16 protein-coding genes and 1 pseudogene are annotated in these 16,938 nt (G+C 69.4%); 9 read left to right on the top strand and 8 right to left on the bottom strand.

Going from position 1 to position 16,938, the window contains the following annotated elements:
• Nucleotides 1-173: 173 nt before the first annotated feature.
• From ACIHFB_RS04180 to ACIHFB_RS04170, 3 genes are all read right to left on the bottom strand, one after another.
• Complete coding sequence (locus tag ACIHFB_RS04180) at nt 174-1,337, bottom strand: MFS transporter (RefSeq protein ID WP_400125116.1); 1,164 nt, start codon at nt 1,335-1,337, stop codon at nt 174-176.
• Nucleotides 1,338-1,698: 361 nt separating this feature from the next.
• The gene (locus ACIHFB_RS04175; protein ID WP_365269732.1) at nt 1,699-1,977 is read right to left on the bottom strand and encodes a hypothetical protein; all 279 of its coding nucleotides are present in this window, start codon (nt 1,975-1,977) and stop codon (nt 1,699-1,701) included.
• A gap of 140 nt (nt 1,978-2,117) precedes the next feature.
• The gene (locus ACIHFB_RS04170; RefSeq protein WP_400125115.1) at nt 2,118-3,701 is read right to left on the bottom strand and encodes a PucR family transcriptional regulator; all 1,584 of its coding nucleotides are present in this window, start codon (nt 3,699-3,701) and stop codon (nt 2,118-2,120) included.
• Nucleotides 3,702-3,914: 213 nt separating this feature from the next.
• Between ACIHFB_RS04170 and ACIHFB_RS04165 the strand changes: the two genes are divergently transcribed.
• Entirely contained in the window at nt 3,915-5,378 is a 1,464-nt protein-coding gene (locus ACIHFB_RS04165) for a sodium:solute symporter (RefSeq protein ID WP_365269726.1), read from the top strand.
• Between the two features lie 85 nt (nt 5,379-5,463).
• Nucleotides 5,464-6,258, top strand: a complete 795-nt coding sequence (locus ACIHFB_RS04160; protein ID WP_400125114.1) for a class II aldolase/adducin family protein — start codon at nt 5,464-5,466, stop codon at nt 6,256-6,258.
• A gap of 100 nt (nt 6,259-6,358) precedes the next feature.
• On the opposite strand, the gene ACIHFB_RS04155 is transcribed toward ACIHFB_RS04160, so the two are convergent.
• Nucleotides 6,359-6,652, bottom strand: a complete 294-nt coding sequence (locus tag ACIHFB_RS04155; protein WP_365269720.1) for a hypothetical protein — start codon at nt 6,650-6,652, stop codon at nt 6,359-6,361.
• 292 nt (nt 6,653-6,944) lie between these two features.
• Here ACIHFB_RS04155 and ACIHFB_RS04150 point away from each other — a divergent pair, with 292 nt between their 5' ends.
• Nucleotides 6,945-7,130, top strand: coding sequence for a hypothetical protein (locus ACIHFB_RS04150; protein ID WP_365269717.1), 186 nt, complete (start codon nt 6,945-6,947; stop codon nt 7,128-7,130).
• A 276-nt stretch (nt 7,131-7,406) separates the two neighbouring features.
• Complete coding sequence (locus ACIHFB_RS04145) at nt 7,407-8,885, top strand: glutamate--cysteine ligase (protein ID WP_400125113.1); 1,479 nt, start codon at nt 7,407-7,409, stop codon at nt 8,883-8,885.
• 12 nt (nt 8,886-8,897) lie between these two features.
• On the opposite strand, the gene ACIHFB_RS04140 is transcribed toward ACIHFB_RS04145, so the two are convergent.
• Both ACIHFB_RS04140 and ACIHFB_RS04135 read right to left on the bottom strand, forming a co-directional pair.
• Nucleotides 8,898-10,010 (bottom strand): Gfo/Idh/MocA family protein, encoded by a 1,113-nt coding sequence (locus ACIHFB_RS04140; protein WP_400125112.1) that lies wholly within the window; start codon nt 10,008-10,010, stop codon nt 8,898-8,900.
• Complete coding sequence (locus ACIHFB_RS04135; protein WP_400125111.1) at nt 9,980-10,690, bottom strand: ThuA domain-containing protein; 711 nt, start codon at nt 10,688-10,690, stop codon at nt 9,980-9,982. Before ACIHFB_RS04135 ends, ACIHFB_RS04140 begins: the two co-directional genes overlap by 31 nt.
• A 209-nt stretch (nt 10,691-10,899) precedes the next feature.
• Here ACIHFB_RS04135 and ACIHFB_RS04130 point away from each other — a divergent pair, with 209 nt between their 5' ends.
• Entirely contained in the window at nt 10,900-11,799 is a 900-nt protein-coding gene (locus ACIHFB_RS04130) for an expansin EXLX1 family cellulose-binding protein (RefSeq protein WP_400125110.1), read from the top strand.
• Here ACIHFB_RS04130 and ACIHFB_RS04125 read toward each other — a convergent pair whose 3' ends face one another.
• Entirely contained in the window at nt 11,800-12,162 is a 363-nt protein-coding gene (locus ACIHFB_RS04125) for a hypothetical protein (RefSeq protein ID WP_400125109.1), read from the bottom strand.
• A complete protein-coding gene (locus ACIHFB_RS04120; protein ID WP_400125108.1) occupies nt 12,159-12,614 on the bottom strand; it encodes a class I SAM-dependent methyltransferase in 456 nt (151 codons plus the stop codon). Before ACIHFB_RS04120 ends, ACIHFB_RS04125 begins: the two co-directional genes overlap by 4 nt.
• A 74-nt stretch (nt 12,615-12,688) precedes the next feature.
• Between ACIHFB_RS04120 and ACIHFB_RS04115 the strand changes: the two genes are divergently transcribed.
• From ACIHFB_RS04115 to ACIHFB_RS04100, 4 genes and pseudogenes are all read left to right on the top strand, one after another.
• Nucleotides 12,689-13,120, top strand: a complete 432-nt coding sequence (locus ACIHFB_RS04115; protein ID WP_365269699.1) for a helix-turn-helix domain-containing protein — start codon at nt 12,689-12,691, stop codon at nt 13,118-13,120.
• Nucleotides 13,121-13,277: 157 nt separating this feature from the next.
• Nucleotides 13,278-14,240, top strand: coding sequence for a chitinase (locus ACIHFB_RS04110; RefSeq protein WP_400125107.1), 963 nt, complete (start codon nt 13,278-13,280; stop codon nt 14,238-14,240).
• Nucleotides 14,241-14,298: 58 nt separating this feature from the next.
• Nucleotides 14,299-16,122: a coagulation factor 5/8 type domain-containing protein gene (locus tag ACIHFB_RS04105; protein ID WP_365269696.1), complete on the top strand. Its 1,824-nt coding sequence runs from the start codon at nt 14,299-14,301 to the stop codon at nt 16,120-16,122.
• A pseudogene (locus ACIHFB_RS04100) lies at nt 16,119-16,922 on the top strand (ThuA domain-containing protein); the annotation flags it as partial. The gene ACIHFB_RS04105 and the pseudogene ACIHFB_RS04100, both read left to right, overlap by 4 nt.
• Between the last annotated feature and the right edge of the window lie 16 nt (nt 16,923-16,938).

Genomic DNA, 16,938 nt, shown 5'->3' with positions numbered 1-16,938 from the left:
ACTGCGGCGAGCGTGATCCATCGATGCACCCTTCCGCCGCATTCCGCCACCGCTCCCTCCGCATTCGTAAGAAGAGGGTTGGGCCGGTAAGCCGGCGCCTACGGGCTGCCGACTACGTCGCCGACCGCGGCGGCGTAGTGCGGGTGAGTTCTTTCCGAACCGGAGGTGGGGGATCAGCGCTCTGTCGCACGTCGTGTGCTGAAGCCGATGACGGCTGCCGTGGCGGCAAGGGCCGCCACGCTGGTGAGGGCGCCGGGCAGGGAGAACCAGTCCGCCATGAACCCGATGGCGGGCGGGCCGAGGAGCATGCCGCCGTAGCCGAGCGTGGACGCGATCGCGACTCCGTCGGGGCCGGCCAGGGTGCCGGCGCGTTCGATGGCCACGGGGAAGAGGTTGGCGAGGCCGAGGCCGGTGATCACGAAGCCGAGGAGCGCGGCCCACAGGGAGGGAGCGAGCGCGCCGAGCAGCATGCCGACCGCGGCGGTCGTGCCGCCGTACACCAACGTGCGGGTCTGGCCGAGGCGTTGGAGCAACTGTGTGCCGGTGAGCCGCCCGATGGTCATGGCGAGCGCGAAGCAGGAATAGCCGATGGCCGCGACGCCCGCTGCGGCATCCAGGTCCTGTTCGAGGTGCAGGGCGCTCCAGTCGGCCATGGCTCCCTCGCCGTAGGCCGTGCACAGGGCGATGAGCCCGAAGGTGATCACGAGGGGACGGGTGCGCGTACCCGGGCGGGGCGGCGCGGACTCGTCCTTCGGCGTGCTCTCAGGTGTCGGCGGGGGCTGGATACGTAGCAGCGTACGGCCCATGAGGAGCGTGACGAGCAGGCCGATCGCCGTGAGGCCGAGCAGGTGCTGCGTGGGGGACAGCGCTCCTGCGACCAGTGCGCCGAGGCCGGCGCCGGTCATGCCGCCGAGACTGAAAGCGGCGTGGAAGCTGGGCATGATGGGGCGTTGCAGGGTCCGCACCAAGTCGACTGCGGCACTGTTGAAGGCCACATTTATCCCGCCGTATGCGGCGCCGAAGACCAGGAGTACGGCGCCGAGGGCCAGGGCGGAGTGCGTGAGCGGCGGCAGGGCGACGCTGAGGGAGAGCAGGATGCCGCAGATCACGGTGACCGGGTGGCTCCCGAAACGTCGACACAGGCGGCCGGTGAGCATCATCGTCACGACGGCGCCGGCCGAGACACCCAGCAGCGCCAGGCCGAGGGCGCTGGCGGAGGCGCCGGTCTGCTCCTTGATCGCGGGAATGCGGACGACCCACCCGGCGAAGATGAAGCCGTCGAGGGCGAAGAACACGGTCAGGGCGACGCGGAGCCGGGTGAGGTCGCAACCCGGCACGGCGTTGTGCGTTCGGGCTTTGTTTATTTGCGGCACAAAGTCAGGCTAGGCGGGGTGCCCGGATGGGGCAAGGCTGTTGTCTCGGCCTCGGATCTCAGTCGTCCATGAAGTCCTCGGCTGCCGTGAGTTGGGCGACCCCAGGGCAACAGCCGGGCATCCTGTACGGGGGCGACTCAGGCATCCAGGCATGGTGTTCCCGGCATGTCGCTCGATCCTGCTCGTGACGGCGGGTGCTCCTCAGTCCGCTCGCGCATCGCGCACGCATCCCGCCCGTCCATCTGGTTCGCAGGGGAAGCCGCTGGCCATTCGCGATGTGAAGGTGAGCAGCCGCTCTGCGGGCCTGGAGGCGCAAGCCGGCATGTCAGGTTTCGCGCGCCGCGAGGTATCGCCGGGCTACGGCCCATACGTCTTCGAAGTCCTGGAGGGTCAGGGACTCCTCGACGTGGCCTTCCCAGTCGGCGACGGGCGTCTCGGCAGTGAAGCCGTACCGAGTGTCGTTTTCCTCGGCCGAGGCGGCTGCGACGGGGCGTAGCGCAGGCCCTTCGAGTTCGACCTGCCGGGTCACCCATCCGTCGTCGCCGACCTCGAAGTAGAACCAGGTGTGGTCTTCGTCCCAGTAGCTGCGGAACCATCTTGTCACCGGCTCATCCTGGCCCAGGAGTGTCGTGCCGCGGTGGCTGTGTGGTCAGCCCAGAGAAACTCCGCCGCCGCCCCACGCGCAGACACGCCGCCACCCGGAAGCGGGCCCCCGCGTCACGCCATCCCACCCCGACCGCGCCCTCAGTCCTCGACCCCGCCCGGCAGCCACTGCAAGGCGAACCAGAGTTCCATGCGTACGCCGGGGTCCTGGAGGTCGACGTCGAGGAGTTCTGCGACGCGGGCCAGGCGGTGGCGCACGGTGTTGCGGTGGATGTGCAGGGTCGTGGCGGTGCGGTCCCAACTGCCGTGGAGGGTCAGCCAGGTTCGCAGGGTGTCGAGGAGGACCGGGGCGCCGGGCGTGCCGGCACGGTCGAGTGGGGCGAAGCGGGTGCGGGCCAGGTCGCGGGCGTCGGCAGGGGGGATGAGCCCGTGAACGGTGAGCGGGTCCTTGGTGTGCACGGCGGCGGGGACTTGGCCGGTGATCGCGCGTTGGAGGGCGCGTTCGGCCTGACGATCGGCGTGCGGCAGCTCGGAGGGCGGCACGGGTGTGCTGAAACCGAGGACCCAGCCGAGGTCTGCGGCTTGCGCGGGAGCCGAGGGGCGGGCGTCCGGTGCACTGGGGACCAGTGCCGTGAGTTCGGAGCCGTCGACGTAGAGGTGGGGGGTGCCCAAGGCAGTGCCCAGGGCGGCCAGTTGGGCCGGGTCGTCGCCCGGATGCGGTGCCGGCGTGGAGCGCAGGGGGGTGTGTCGGCGGCCGTGGACCACGATCCAGTGGTCGCCCGCTTTCGTCGTACCGCCGGGCGCGAGGGCGGGGGCGACGTCGGCCGGGGTGGCTCCGAGCATGAGCCGTACCAGCGCGCCGGCGCTGTGGGTGTCGGTGCCCAGGGCGTGCCGGGGGCTGGTGAGCAGGGCCAGCAGGACGGTCGCCGTGCCGGTGATCTGGCGGTGGACGAGGGTCGGCGCTGTGGTGGCGGCCTGGCCGAGGGCGAGCGTCGTGGTGGTGCCGTCCGCTCCGGGCAGGGTGTGGACGGTCAGGTGGGTTCCGCCCTGGTGATCGGCTGCCGCGGCCGGTGCGGATCGTCCCGCGGGGCCGGTGCGGACGCGGGCGGCGGTGCGTACGGCGAGGTCGCGTACCCGTCCCGGTGTGGGGGAGTCGGGTCGGGGGCCGGCGCTGAACAGTTCGTTGCCCTGGGCGTCGTAGAGGACCGCCCAGGCGCCGGTGTGCGCGCTGAGCCGGTCGAGCACGGCTTGGTGGGCGTCCGGCCGGGCGGCGGCCGCGGCCAGCGCCGACTGTGCTCGGGAGATCTCGCGGAGCTCACGGTTGCGGGCCTCGGCGATCGCGGCGTAGGCGGCCTGCCCTACGGCCACGAAGGGGGTGGCCGGCGGCAGTCGTAGGAGCGGGAGCCCGTGGCGGTCACAGGCGGCGACGAGCTCGGGCGGAACCTCGTCGTGCACAGGGGCGACGCCGAACCCGAGCGCGCTCACCCCGGCGGCGACGACCCGCCGTACATACGTGTCGATGCCCGCCGCGTCGAGCGGCAGCCGCACGCCCGCGGTGAGGAGCAGTTCGCCGCCCACCAGGTACGGCGACGGGTCCTCGATCTCCGTGGTGCCGACCGTACTGACCTGCTGGTTCCCCACAGGTCCTGCGACCTGGCGCAGGTCCAGGGCAGGGTCGGCGAGCAGCACGCTCAGGGGCACGGACGGTTGCTCGGACTCGGTCATGAGGTGACATCCTCCCGGTCCGGCGCCTTCGCACACGACTGACGGAATCATCCAATGGGCGACTCCATATTGGACAGAACCGCCACTTCGGCGCCGGCGCGAACGCCGATAGCGTCGTCCCACTCCCAGGGCACCCCCACTCCCAGGGCGCCCCGGCCCGGCCCGCACCCGGTCGCCGACCTCTCCGCATCTTTCCGCTCCCGGAGGACTCTGATGACCGTCGACTACTTCGTCATGGCCGCATACCTGCTGGGCATCATCGGCGTCGGCTGGTGGGGCAAGAAACGTGCCGCATCCAAGAGCGACTTCCTCGTCGCCGGCCGGCGACTGGGCCCGCTCATGTACACCGGCACGATGGCCGCCGTCGTCCTCGGCGGAGCCTCCACCATCGGCGGCGTACGCCTGGGCTACACCTACGGCATCTCCGGCGCCGCCATGGTCTTCGCCATCGGACTCGGACTGCTGGCCCTGAGCGTCTTCTTCTCCGCCCGCATCGCCCGCCTGAAGGTCTACACCGTCGCCGAGATGCTCTCCCTGCGCTACGGCGACACCGCCGCCGTGATCTCCGGCATCGTGATGTGGATCTACACGCTCATGCTGGTCGTGACCTCCACGATCGCCTACGCCAGCGTCTTCGACGTCCTGTTCGACGTGCCCAGCTGGGTCGCGGTGCTCATCGGCGGCACGGTCGTCGTCGGCTACTCGGCGCTCGGCGGGATGTGGTCCATCACCCTCACCGACATGGTGCAGTTCGTGGTCAAGAGCCTCGGTGTGCTCGTCCTGCTGCTGCCCATCGCCGTGGTCAAGGCCGGTGGCTTCGCTGCCATGGCCGACAAGCTGCCGAACGGCTATCTCTCCCCGACCTCCATCGGCGGCCAGACCATCTTCACCTTCGTCCTGATCTACACCTTCGGCATGCTCATCGGGCAGGACATCTGGCAGCGGGTCTTCACCGCCCGCTCCGACAAGGTCGCCGCCTGGGGCGGCACCGTCGCCGGTGTCTACTGCCTGGTCTACGCCCTGGCCGGAGCCTTCATCGGCATGGCCACCAAGGCCCTCTACCCCAACCTCGCCGCCGCCGACCAGGCGTTCGCCACGATCGTCCGGCACGCACTGCCCACCGGCGTCCGAGGACTGGTCCTGGCCGCCGCCCTCTCCGCGATGATGTCCACCGCGAGCGGCGCCCTGATCGCCTCCGCGACCGTCGCCAACAACGACATCCGGGCCCGGCTGCGCGGCCGTACCCACCCCGCCGTCACCGGCTCGGGCGAGGGCGACGAGATCCGCTCCAACCGGCTCGCCATCGTCGTCCTCGGCGTGGCCGCCATGGGCATCGCCTGTGTCCTGGGCGACGTCATCGAAGCGCTCACCGTCGCCTACAACCTGCTCGTCGGCGGCCTGCTCGTGCCCATCCTCGGCGGCCTCGTCTGGAAGCGCGGCAACCTGCCCGGCGCCATGGCCTCGATGATCGCGGGCGGCACCACGGTCATCGCCTTCATGGTGACCGACGGACTCCTCGCCAACGAGCCGATCTACTACGGCCTGCTCGCCGGCCTCGTCGCCTACGTGGCCGTCAGCCTCCTGACCAAGCCGACCGAGGAGGCCGTCGTGGACGCCTGGCGCCGCCGCCTGGCGGGCGAACCGGCCGCCGTCGCACCGGAGTTCAGCGTGGCCTGACCGGTCCGGTCCCGCAGCACCGAATCCGCCCCGGGCGCACAGCCCGGGGCACACACTCATTCCGCACCTCGAAGGAGAGCCACCGATGACCGAGCCGTCCCAGCGCCCCGACCGCACCGCCGCCTCGACCGCGGCCGGCGAGGAACTGCGACTGCGCCGCGAACTCGCCGCGGTCTACCGCCTGGTGGCCCACTTCAGGATGACCGACCTGATCTTCACCCACATCTCCGTCCGGCTCCGCGGCCCGGAGCAGCACTTCCTGATCAACCCCTACGGCCTGCTCTTCGAAGAGATCACCGCGTCGAACCTCGTCAAGATCGACCTGACCGGCCGAGCCGTCGAGGAGAGCCCCCATCCGGTCAACCCCGCGGGCTTCGTCATCCATGGCGCCATCCACGCCGCCCGGTCCGACGCCCACTGCATCCTGCACACCCACACCAAGGCCGGCTGCGCCGTCGCGGCCCAGGGACACGGCCTGCTGCCGCTCAACCAGATCTCCATGGAGTTCTACGGCAGGCTCGGCTACCACGACTACGAAGGCGTCGCCCTCAACCTCGCCGAACAGCGGCGGCTCGTCGCCGACCTCGGTGGTCACCCCGCGATGATCCTGCGCAACCACGGCCTGCTCACCGTCGGTGAGACCCCCGCCCAGGCGTTCCTGCGCATGTACTACCTGGACAAGGCCTGCGAGATCCAGACCGCGGCCACCGCCGGGGGCGCCGAACTTGTCACCCCGAGCCCCGACGTCTGCGCGCTCACCGGGCGCCAACTCGCGGGCGAGGACGACAGCTCGGACCTCCAGGACGACAAGGCATACGACCTCGCCTGGTCGGCACTGCTCCGACTCGTCGAGCGCATCGCCCCCGACTACAAGGACTGACCCAACGACGGAGATCCCGGCGCCGGGCCTGGGGCCCGGTGCCGGGATCTGTTTTCTGCTCTTGTTTCTGCTCTTGGCCGCCTACGCGAACGTGACGTGCTTAGAAGGCGCTGTTGCTGCAGCCCATGCCCGCACCCAGGTGCGTGCCCTGGCCGCCCGAGTTGCCCTCGCCGTTGAGGCCCTGGCCCAGCACGCCGTTGAGCACCCCGACCTGGCCGAGGACGTCGACGTTCAGGTCGTGCGACTTGCATTCGGAGCTCTGCAGGACGTTGAAGTTGCCGCCGCCCTTGCCGCCGTGACCGTCGCCGCCGTTGGCGACGGCGGTGCCGGCGCCGAGCAGTCCGACGCTGCTGACAGCGGCGACCAGGACGGCAGCCTTGCGAAGCTTGTGCATGTCATCTCCGGTGAGTGAGGTGGGTGCGATCCGTGAGAGATCGACTTCGTACCGTGACGCGGAGATTAGTACCAAATACTACAGAAGGTCCGGTATGGCACGCCGGACTTCATGATCTTGTCGTGAAAGCACTCCGACGCCGCAGCCGTGGCGTCGCTGCCTTCGGTCGGCCCTTGTGATCCGACACGGCACACGTACGTGCCAAAGATCCGAAATCGCCACGTTTTGTGTGCATATGATCACACCAAATTGCCAAGCCAGGGCTTTGTGCCCGCCTGAGAAAGGGTCAACTATGCGCAAGATTCAGCGTGCTGTGGTCGTTGCGGCAGTGGTCGCGGGGCTGTCCGCCCTCGGTGTCGGCGTCAGCTTCGCGGGCGACCACGACAAGGACGCTCCGGACGTCACCGCGGTGGCTGTCTCGACGGCCAACGCTGTTGCCACGTGGGACGGTCAGCACGAGGACAAGCACGACAAGTAGTCGAGCACGGCGGCCCGGACGCGCCAGAACCCCACCAGGGGGCGCGGCCGGGCCGCGGCATTTCTCGCCGGAGGATGATTGATCCCTGCCGCGCACAGGCAGCCGAGGTCGGCCTCCTGCTTCACCCTGTGCTGAGTCCACGAGCACCCTGGGTGAGCAGCGGGCCGGTGCGCCGCCTGCGCACCGAGCCGCGGCTGCGCGCCGACTGTTCGGGTGCCGTCCGAGGTGCGACGCTGGGGACGAGAGGTATCCGCCGAGGGAACTCGGGAGGGCGCGATGGGACGTGACGTGCCGGCCCTGGTGTTCACGCGGGAGGACCGCCGCCTGTACCGGGAGAAGATGCACACCTGCCTCGATGTGCTGGCCCAGATGCTGCGCGAGTCCGCCTTCGAGAGCGAGCGACCCCAGGTCGGTCTGGAGATCGAGCTCAACCTCGTGGACGACGCCGGGCGGCCGGCGATGCGCAACACCGAGGTCCTTCAGGCGATCGCCGACCCCGCCTGGTCGAGCGAGCTGGGCCGCTTCAACCTGGAGATCAACGTTCCGCCCCGGCAGCTGACGGCCGGCGGCCCCGGCGCCTGGGAACAGGCGATCCGCGACGCACTCAACCACGCCGAGGAACGCGCCTCGGCCGTGGGCGCGCATCTGATCATGGTCGGGATTCTGCCGACCCTGGGCGAGTCGGACGTGGGTGAGACCGCTCTGTCCGGTGATCCGCGGTACCGGCTGCTCAACGAGCAGATCTTCGCGGCGCGCGGCGAGGATCTGCGGATCAGGGTGGACGGCGTGGAGCGTCTGTCGATGTACGCCGACGTCATCACCCCCGAGGCGGCCTGCACCAGCACCCAGTTCCATCTCCAGGTCGCCCCGAAGGAGTTCGCGGACTACTGGAACGCGGCCCAGGCCGTGGCGGGCGTGCAGATCGCCCTGGCGGCGAACTCGCCCTTCCTCTTCGGCCGGGAGTTGTGGCGCGAGTCCCGCATCCCCCTGTTCGAGCAGGCCACCGACACCCGTCCGCAGGAGATCAAGTCACAGGGGGTACGGCCTCGGGTGTGGTTCGGAGAGCGGTGGATCACCAGCGTCTTCGATCTCTTCGAGGAGAACGTCCGCTACTACCCGGCGCTGCTGCCGCTGTGCGACGACGAGGACCCGCAGGAGGCGCTGGACCACGACAGCGTTCCGCAACTGGGGGAACTGACACTGCACAACGGCACGATCTACCGCTGGAACCGACCCGTCTACGCCGTCACCGACAGCGGGCCGCATCTGCGCATCGAGAACCGCGTACTGCCCGCCGGTCCCACCGTGGCCGACATCATCGCCAACGGCGCCTTCTACTACGGCCTGACCCGTGCCCTCGTCGACGAGGACCGGCCGATCTGGTCGCGGATGTCGTTCTCGGTCGCCGAGGAGAACCTCCACACCGCGGCCCGCGACGGCATCGACGCGCGCCTGTACTGGCCCGGCATGGGCGAAGTGCCGGTCACCGAGCTGGTGTTGCGGCGCCTGCTGCCGCTGGCCCATCGGGGTCTGGAGCTGGCCGGCATGGACGCGACCTGGCGCGAACCCATGCTCGGCATCATCGAGCAGCGCTGCGTCACCGCCCGCAACGGCGCCCTGTGGCAGGCGGAGACGGTCCACCACCTGGAGAAGACCGTCACCTCGGACCGGTGGGAGGCGCTGCGGCTGATGACGACGACGTACAAGGACTACATGCACCTCAACGCCCCTGCGCACACGTGGCCCGTGGACTGACCCCCGTCGGCGTCAGCCCGCGACGGTTCCTCTCCACTCCTCGGCAGGCGTCAGCGGAACGGGTACGGGTGGCTCCGCCGACGTCGTCAGTTCGATGCGCCGCCCCTCGGCCGACGAGCGGAGCAGGGCGTCCATCGTCTCCAGCACATGCAGGGCGAGGTCACCGTTCGCGCGAGCTGCCCGCCGGCCGTCGGCGGCGATGAAGTCGAGCAGACCGATGCCCCGTGCGGCGTCGACGTAGCCGGCGGAGGGCGGGAGCGTACGCCACCGCGTGCCGCCGAGTTCGAAGAGCCGTACGGCGCCGTCGAAGCGGTTCGGATCCGGCACGGAGAGGGTCCCCGTCTCGCCGTGGACCTCGATCGGCGCTGCCGTGGTGGCCACACCGTCGAAGCTCGTCGTGATCGTCGTCAGGGTCCCTCCCGCGTGCTCCAGCACACCGGAGACATGGCTGTCGACCTCGACCGGTATCCGCTCGCCCGCACGCGGGCCGGAGCCGATGACGCGCTCGGTGCGCAGCCGACCGGCGGCCCCGATCACGGCGCGCACCGGGCCCAGCAGATGGATCAGGGACGCGAGGTAGTACGGGCCCATGTCCAGCAGGGGGCCGCCGCCGGCGGTGTAGTAGAAGTCGGGGTGGGGATGCCAGCGTTCGTGTCCCGGGGTGACCATCACGGCCGTGGCGAACAAGGGGCGTCCGATGCTCCCTGCCTCCACCGCCGCCCGCGCCGTCTGGACTCCGGTGCCCAGGACGGTGTCCGGCGCGCACCCCACACCGACGGCCGCCCGGGCGGCGGCTTCCATGACGGCGTGGGCGTCGACGAGTTCGGCGGCCAGCGGCTTCTCGCCGTAGACGTTCTTCCCGTGGGCGATGGCGCCGAGGGCGATCCCGGCGTGGGCCGCGGGGACGGTGAGGTTCAGTACGGTGTCCACGTCGGGGCTGCTCAGCAACTCCTCGACGGTCAGCGCCTGCGCGCCGGACAGTTCGGCGGCGACCGCGGCCGACCGGGAGGCGTCGAGGTCGGCGACCGCGGTGATCCGTATGGCGGGATGGCCGCCGAGGGTGTCCAGGTACGCGCGGGAGATGACTCCGAGACCTACGACGCCGATGCGGTGCGCGTCGCCCACAGCATGCCCCTCTCGATGATGGTGCGCACGCTGGGGTTCTCCAGGACGTCGAGGCTGTGTCCCGGTGTCGTCACCACGACGCGTCCGGCGCCCCACCGACGGGTCCAGACCGCCGGCGAGGTGACCGGCCGGTGCCAGGGCTGCCACGTCCGGTCGGGATGGGTGGTGGTGGCCAGTACGTCGATGAGGTCGTCGTGCAGGACCCAGTACTGCTCGGTGCGGAGCTCGAAGTCCCCGACGCCCGCCGTGATGGGGTGCTGTCGGCCGAGCTCCGTGATGTCGACGGTGTACGGCAGGAAGTTGTCCTCCGCCTCCCCCTGACGTTCGCACGGCTCCTTGCCCGGGTGGGTCGCGAACTGCCCTCCCACCAGGTGGAGATAGTCGGAGGAGGCACGGAACGAGTCGCAGATCCCGCCGTGCCAGCCGGTGAAGCCGGTGCCGGCCTCGACCGCCGCGCTCAGTCCCGCCAGCTGCTCGGCGGTGATCTCCGACATCGAGATGCACTGAAGGATGAGATCGGTGCCGGCCATCTCGGCGGCGTCGGCATAGACGTCGGTCGACTCCTCGATCCGGACGGTGTATCCGCTGCTGTGGAGGAAGGGCAGGAACAACTCCGTGGCCTGGACCGGCCGGTGTCCCTCCCAACCGCCTCGGACGACCAGGGCGTTCTTCCGTGTCATCTTGTTCCTTCATCGGGCGCATAGAACGGCGCCCTCACTATGCGCCTGTCGCCCGCGCCCGGAAAAGGGTTGCCGGATACACGAAAAGTTTCGGAGCCGGCCGGCCCCGACCGCACCCCGAGATCGGGGTTGTGGGCGTGCTTCCGGGTCTGGCACGATCGCTGCTTCTGTCCGCCACGGCAGCCCATGGCGGCCGTCGAGGAGGTCCGGTGCGCAGACGGTGGCTGTTCATATCGGCGGCCGCGGCGGTCATCGTCGCCTCCCTGATCGTCGTACTCCTCCCGGACCGCGACGCGGACGCGGGACCCGCCCCGGCCACACCCGTCGCCGGCTCCCGCGCGAACCGCCCGCCTGCGACGGCCTCCCCGCCCGCGACTCCCCGTCCGACGGACACCTCCGCGAAGCCGTCGGCCGAAGAAGCCCCGCCGAAGGCCGCCGCCTCTGCGAAGCCGTCGGCCACGCAGACGTCCCGATCGGCGTCCGGCACAGCGCCGTTGGCCGACCGCATACGACCCGGCGCCACCTACCGAGGAGTCGCCACCTTCTACGACTCGGACGGCAGCGGCGCCTGTCTCTACGACCCGAGCAGTGACGTGCTGACCGGGGCGATGAACCACACCGACTACGAGTCGGCCAAGGCATGCGGGGCGTATGTGCTCGTCCGTGCGGACAACGGAGCCGCCATCACCGTCCGTATCACCAACGAGTGCCCAGGGGAGTGCGCGCCCGGTCAGATCGACCTCAGCGCGGAGGCTTTCGCCAAGCTCGCCGCGCCCTCGGCCGGGCGCATCCCGATCGCGTGGCAGCTGGTGAGCCCGAGCAGCGCGGGCACGCTCTCCATCCGGTACAAGACCGGATCCAGCCGGTATTGGTGCGGCATCCAGGCGATGGGCCACCGCAATCCGGTGGCCCGGCTGGAGGTCCGCACCAGCGGCGGCTGGCGTCAGTTGCCGCGAACGGAATACAACTACTTCATCTCCGAGGACGGCAGCGGATGTGGCGGCGCGATCAGGGTCACCGACATCTTCGGAGAACAGCTCACCGTCACTGGCATCGCGCTCCGGCCGGACGCCGTGCAGGCGACCCGAGTCCAGTTCGCGATCCACTGATCACCCGGACGACGCTCGGGCGCTCACCGTCCAACAGGCCCCGGTGAAGCGGACTTCCGTGCCCTGCACAAAGGTGTCGAACGCCGCGCGGACCGTCTCGACGACCTGCGCCCGGGTCTGCTCGTCCGCCTCGCGCAGGGTCATGCCGACCGGTCCGAGTCGCGTGAAGTAGCCGACCAGTTCGCTCTTCGGCAGGGAGCAGGTCACGTCCATCGGCCTGATGTCGATCCCGGCCCATCCGCTCTCCGCCAGGATGCTGTGGATTCTCTCCGAGTCCGCGAGGGCGAACTGGCCGGGCTCGTCCGGTCGTCGGGCGGGGAGGTTCGGCAGGAGCGGTGCCGCGGCGCGCTCGGCCGTCGTCATGAACGGATTCTCCGCGGGGCCGCGCCAGGCGATGAACCGGCGAAGGCCCGGACGGGGTCGTTGAAGAACATGACGCCGAAACGCGAGATGACGGTGTCGAAGGCGGCGGGTTCGAAGGCGTACTCCTGTGCGTCGGCGCAGATGAAGGACGCCGGTGTGCCCTCCTGCTCGACGCGCTGCCGGGCGGCGGTGATCACTGGTTCGGAGATGTCGACGCCGACGCAGTGACTCGTCGGACCGAGCCGTCGTGCGACGGCCAGCGTGGTGCCGCCGGTGCCGCAGCCGACATCGAGCACTCGGCCTCCGTGCTCGTCGGACACCGCTTCGACCAGCAGTTCCTCGAACGGCCTGAGCACCTCGTCCAACACCGCCTGTGCCTCGACCCAGGCGTGGCCGGCGGCCCCCTTCCAACGAGCCGCCTGTCCGTCGTCGGTCCTGCGCGTGACGTCCATGATCATCTCCTGTGCTTGCCTTCGTCGGGTCGGGCTGCCAGCGTTCTACTTCAAGCCGACTTGAAGTCAAGGGGATGACACACCTGGACATCGCCGAAGTGGCACACCGCGCCGGGGTTCGCGCCTCGACGCTGCGCTTCTACGAGGAAAAAGGGCTGATCGTCTCGACGGGCAGACGAGGGCTGCGCCGTCAGTACGATCCCGGAGTGCTGGAGCGCCTGGCGCTGATCGCGTTGGGGCGCACCGCGGGTTTCTCGCTCGACGAGATCGCGCGCATGCTCACGCCCGACGGACGGCCGCACATCGACCGGCAGATGCTCGCGGCCAAGGCGGAGGAGCTGGACGGGCGGATCCGTGAACTGGGCGTACTGCGTGACTCCCTTCGGCATGCCGCCGACTGCCCCGCCCCGAGCCACCTGGAATGCCCCACTTTCCGCCGCCTGTTGGAGGCCGCCGTGTCCGGCGTGGCAGCGGTGCCGAGGAAGCGGGTTCAGGGGCCACCGTGACACCCCGGCCCTGTCGCACGTCGGCAGGGCTGGTCCGTACCAGACCCTTGACAGGGCATTCCCTCACTCCTTAGATCATGAGGTGAACTAAGTGGGTGCGCTGGTCTGTCATGCACCTGCAAATTTCATCCCCCCACGCGAAACGGACCGAAATCCGATGACCAAAAGGCTTCTGTACACAGCAGCCATCGCCGTCCTGCTCACCGGCGCGGGCGCGACACTCGCCGACGCGGAAGAGCCGGCGCCCACCGCGTCCATGGCCGTCGCGCCGTACCTCTACAACGGCTGGGGCAGCCCGCCCGACCCCACGACCGTGATGAACGAGACGGGCGTCAAGTGGTTCACGCTGGCCTTCGTCCTCAGCAACGGCACCTGCAACCCGCAGTGGGACGGCAGCCGTCCGCTGACCGGGGGAGTCGACCAGCAGACCATCGACACCGTCCGTGGAGCCGGCGGCGATGTCATCCCGTCCTTCGGCGGCTGGAGCGGCAACAAGCTGGAGAGCTCCTGCGGCAGCGCGGACGAACTCGCCGCCGCGTACCAGAAGGTCATCGACGCCTACGGGCTCAAGGCGATCGACATCGACATCGAGGCCGAGGCCTACGACAGCCCGACTGTGCAGCAGCGCACGGTCGACGCCCTGAAGGCCATCAAGGCCGCCAACCCCGGGATCAAGGTGTACGTCACCTTCGGCTCCGGCCAGAACGGCCCCGACAGCAGCCTGATCGACAAGGCGGCCGCGTCCGGGCTCAGCGTCGACAGCTGGACGATCATGCCGTTCAACTTCGGCGGCTCCGGCCAGAACATGGGCGACCTCACCGTCCAGGCCGCCGAGGGGCTGAAGAACACGGTCAAGAGCGCCTACGGCTACACGGACGACGAGGCGTACCGGCACTCCGGCATCTCCTCGATGAACGGCATCACCGACAACAACGAGACGGTGACCGTCGACGACTTCCGCACCATCCTCGGCTACGCCCAGGAGCACCAGCTGGCACGGCTGACGTTCTGGTCGGTCAACCGCGACCGTCCGTGCAGCGGCGGCCCGGCCGACTCCTGCTCGGGCATCTCCCAGCAGCCCTGGGAGTTCACGAAGGTCTTCGCCGGATACGACGGCTGATCCCCCCTTCCCGACCCACCCCCCCCACACCCGCCGCTTCGGCGGCACAGGAGAAGACGTGCTCCGACTTCCCAGGCGACCCTTCAGCGGCCGCCACCGTTTCATCAGGTCCCGCGCCCCGTGGGCAGCGGCCCTCGCGGCCGCGGCCGCCACCACCCTGGTCCTCACCCTCCAGCCCGCCGGGGCCGCCCAGGAGAGCGCCGCACAGGGTTCCCAGGTCACGAACGCGAACACCAAGGCAGAGGATGTCGACCTCGGCCCCAACGTGGTCGTCTTCGACCCGTCCATGTCGTCCTCGACGATCCAGAGCCGGCTGGACGAGATCTTCCAGCAGCAGGAGACCAACCAGTTCGGCTCCGAGCGCTACGCCGTGATGTTCAAGCCCGGCACGTACGACGCCGACGTCAACGTCGGCTTCTACACCCAGGTCCTGGGCCTCGGCGCGTCGCCCGACTCGGTCACCATCAACGGCGCCGTGCACGTGGAGGCCGACTGGTTCCCGCCGCAGAACGCCACCCAGAACTTCTGGCGCGGCGCCGAGAACCTGTCGGTCAACCCCACGGGCGGAACGGACCGTTGGGCGGTGTCGCAGGCCTCCGGCTACCGGCGTATGCATGTCCGCGGCAACCTGGAGCTGAGCGACGGCGGTTGGTCCAGCGGCGGCTTCATGGCCGACACCAAGATCGACGGGCAGGTCGACTCGGGCAGCCAGCAGCAGTGGCTGACCCGCAACTCCCAGCTCGGCAGCTGGACCGGCTCCAACTGGAACATGGTCTTCGTCGGCAGCCAGGGCGTGCCCGGCAACAGCTTCCCCAACCCGCCCTACACCACCGTGGACGAGACCCCCACGGTGCGGGAGAAGCCCTTCCTGTACGTCGACGACGCGGGCACCTACCAGGTGTTCGTACCGTCCCTGCGCGCCAACTCCTCGGCCACCACGTGGGCGAACGGTGACGCCGCGGGCACTTCGCTCGGCCTCGACCAGTTCTACGTCGTCAAGCCGGGCGCGACCGCCGGACAGATCAACGCGGCTCTGGCCGAAGGCAAGAACCTGCTGGTCACTCCGGGCGTCTATCACCTGGACCAGACCCTGAAGGTGACCCGCCCCGACACGGTCGTCCTCGGACTGGGCCTCGCCACGTTCATCCCCGACAACGGCGTCACCGCCATGACGGTCGCCGACGTCGACGGCGTGAAGCTCGCGGGCGTCCTCTTCGACGCCGGGACCACCAACTCGAAGACGCTCGTGGAGCTGGGCGAGTCCGGTGCCTCCACCGACCACTCGGCCAACCCGACCTCCCTGCACGACGTGTACTTCCGCGTCGGCGGGGCCGCCGTCGGCAAGGCGACCACCAGCCTCGTCGTGAACAGCGACGACGTCATCGGCGATCACATGTGGATCTGGCGCGGTGACCACGGCTCCGGTATCGGCTGGAACAGCAATACGGCCGACACCGGACTGATCGTCAACGGCGACGACGTGACGATGTACGGCCTGTTCGTCGAGCACTACCAGAAGCACCAGACGATCTGGAACGGCAACGGCGGCCGGACGTACTTCTACCAGAACGAGATGCCGTACGACCCACCCAACCAGGAGGCCTGGATGAACGGCTCCACGCAGGGCTACGCCGCCTACAAGGTCGCTGATTCGGTCACCAGCCATCAGGCCTACGGCCTCGGCAGCTACTGCTTCTTCAACGTCAACTCCAGCGTCACCGCCGAGCATGCCTTCGAGGTTCCCGACAACCCGAACGTGCGCTTCCAGAACATGGTGACCGTGTCGCTCGGCGGCACCGGGACGATCCGGCACGTCATCAACGACCGAGGCGGCCCGTCCAACTCCTCCACCAACGTGGCCAACCTGGTGAGCTACCCGTGAGGCGGCTCGCGGCACGACTGGTGCTTCTGCTGGCGCTGGTGCTGGGGTTCACCGCCCCGGCCCACGCCGGGCCCCAGGCCCCCGACTTCAAGGTCGTCGCCTTCTACAACGGCACCTGGGACGCCGCCCACATCGACTTCGTCAAGGAGGCCAACGAGTGGTTCCCGCGGACGGCCGCGGAGAACAACTTCAGCTACACGGCGACCACCGACTGGAACCTGCTCGCGAACGGCGGTGTGAACGACTACCAGGTCGTCCTGTTCCTGGACGACGCCCCGCAGTCCGCGGCCCAACGGACCGGCTTCGAGCGGTACATGCGGGCCGGAGGCGGCTGGATGGGCTTCCATGTCTCGGCGTTCACCACGAACGCCGGCGGCTGGCCTTGGTACTACAACCAGTTCCTCGGCAGCGGGAACTTCAGGTCCAACACCTGGGGGCCGACCACGGCGATCCTGCGCACCGAGGACCGCACCCACCCCGCCACCACCGGGCTGCCCGCGACCTTCACCTCGGCCGTCAGCGAGTGGTACAGCTGGTCCAACGACCTGCGGACCAACCCGAACATCAAGATCCTGGCATCCGTCGACCCGGCGAGCTTCCCCCTGGGCACGGACCCGAACCAGTCCTGGTACAGCGGCTACTACCCGATCCTCTGGACCAACTCCCAGTACAAGATGCTGTACGCGAACTTCGGCCACAACGCCATGAACTACGAGACCAACACCCGGCTGTCCTCCACGTTCGCGAGCCCCACGCAGAACCGCTTCCTGATCGACGGGCTCAAGTGGCTCGGCGGTGCACAGGCGAAGTAGTCAC

The sequence above is a fragment of the Streptomyces sp. NPDC051963 genome, assembly GCF_044593495.1.
GTDB lineage: Bacteria > Actinomycetota > Actinomycetes > Streptomycetales > Streptomycetaceae > Streptomyces.
This window is presented reverse-complemented; position numbering and strand designations above follow the sequence as displayed.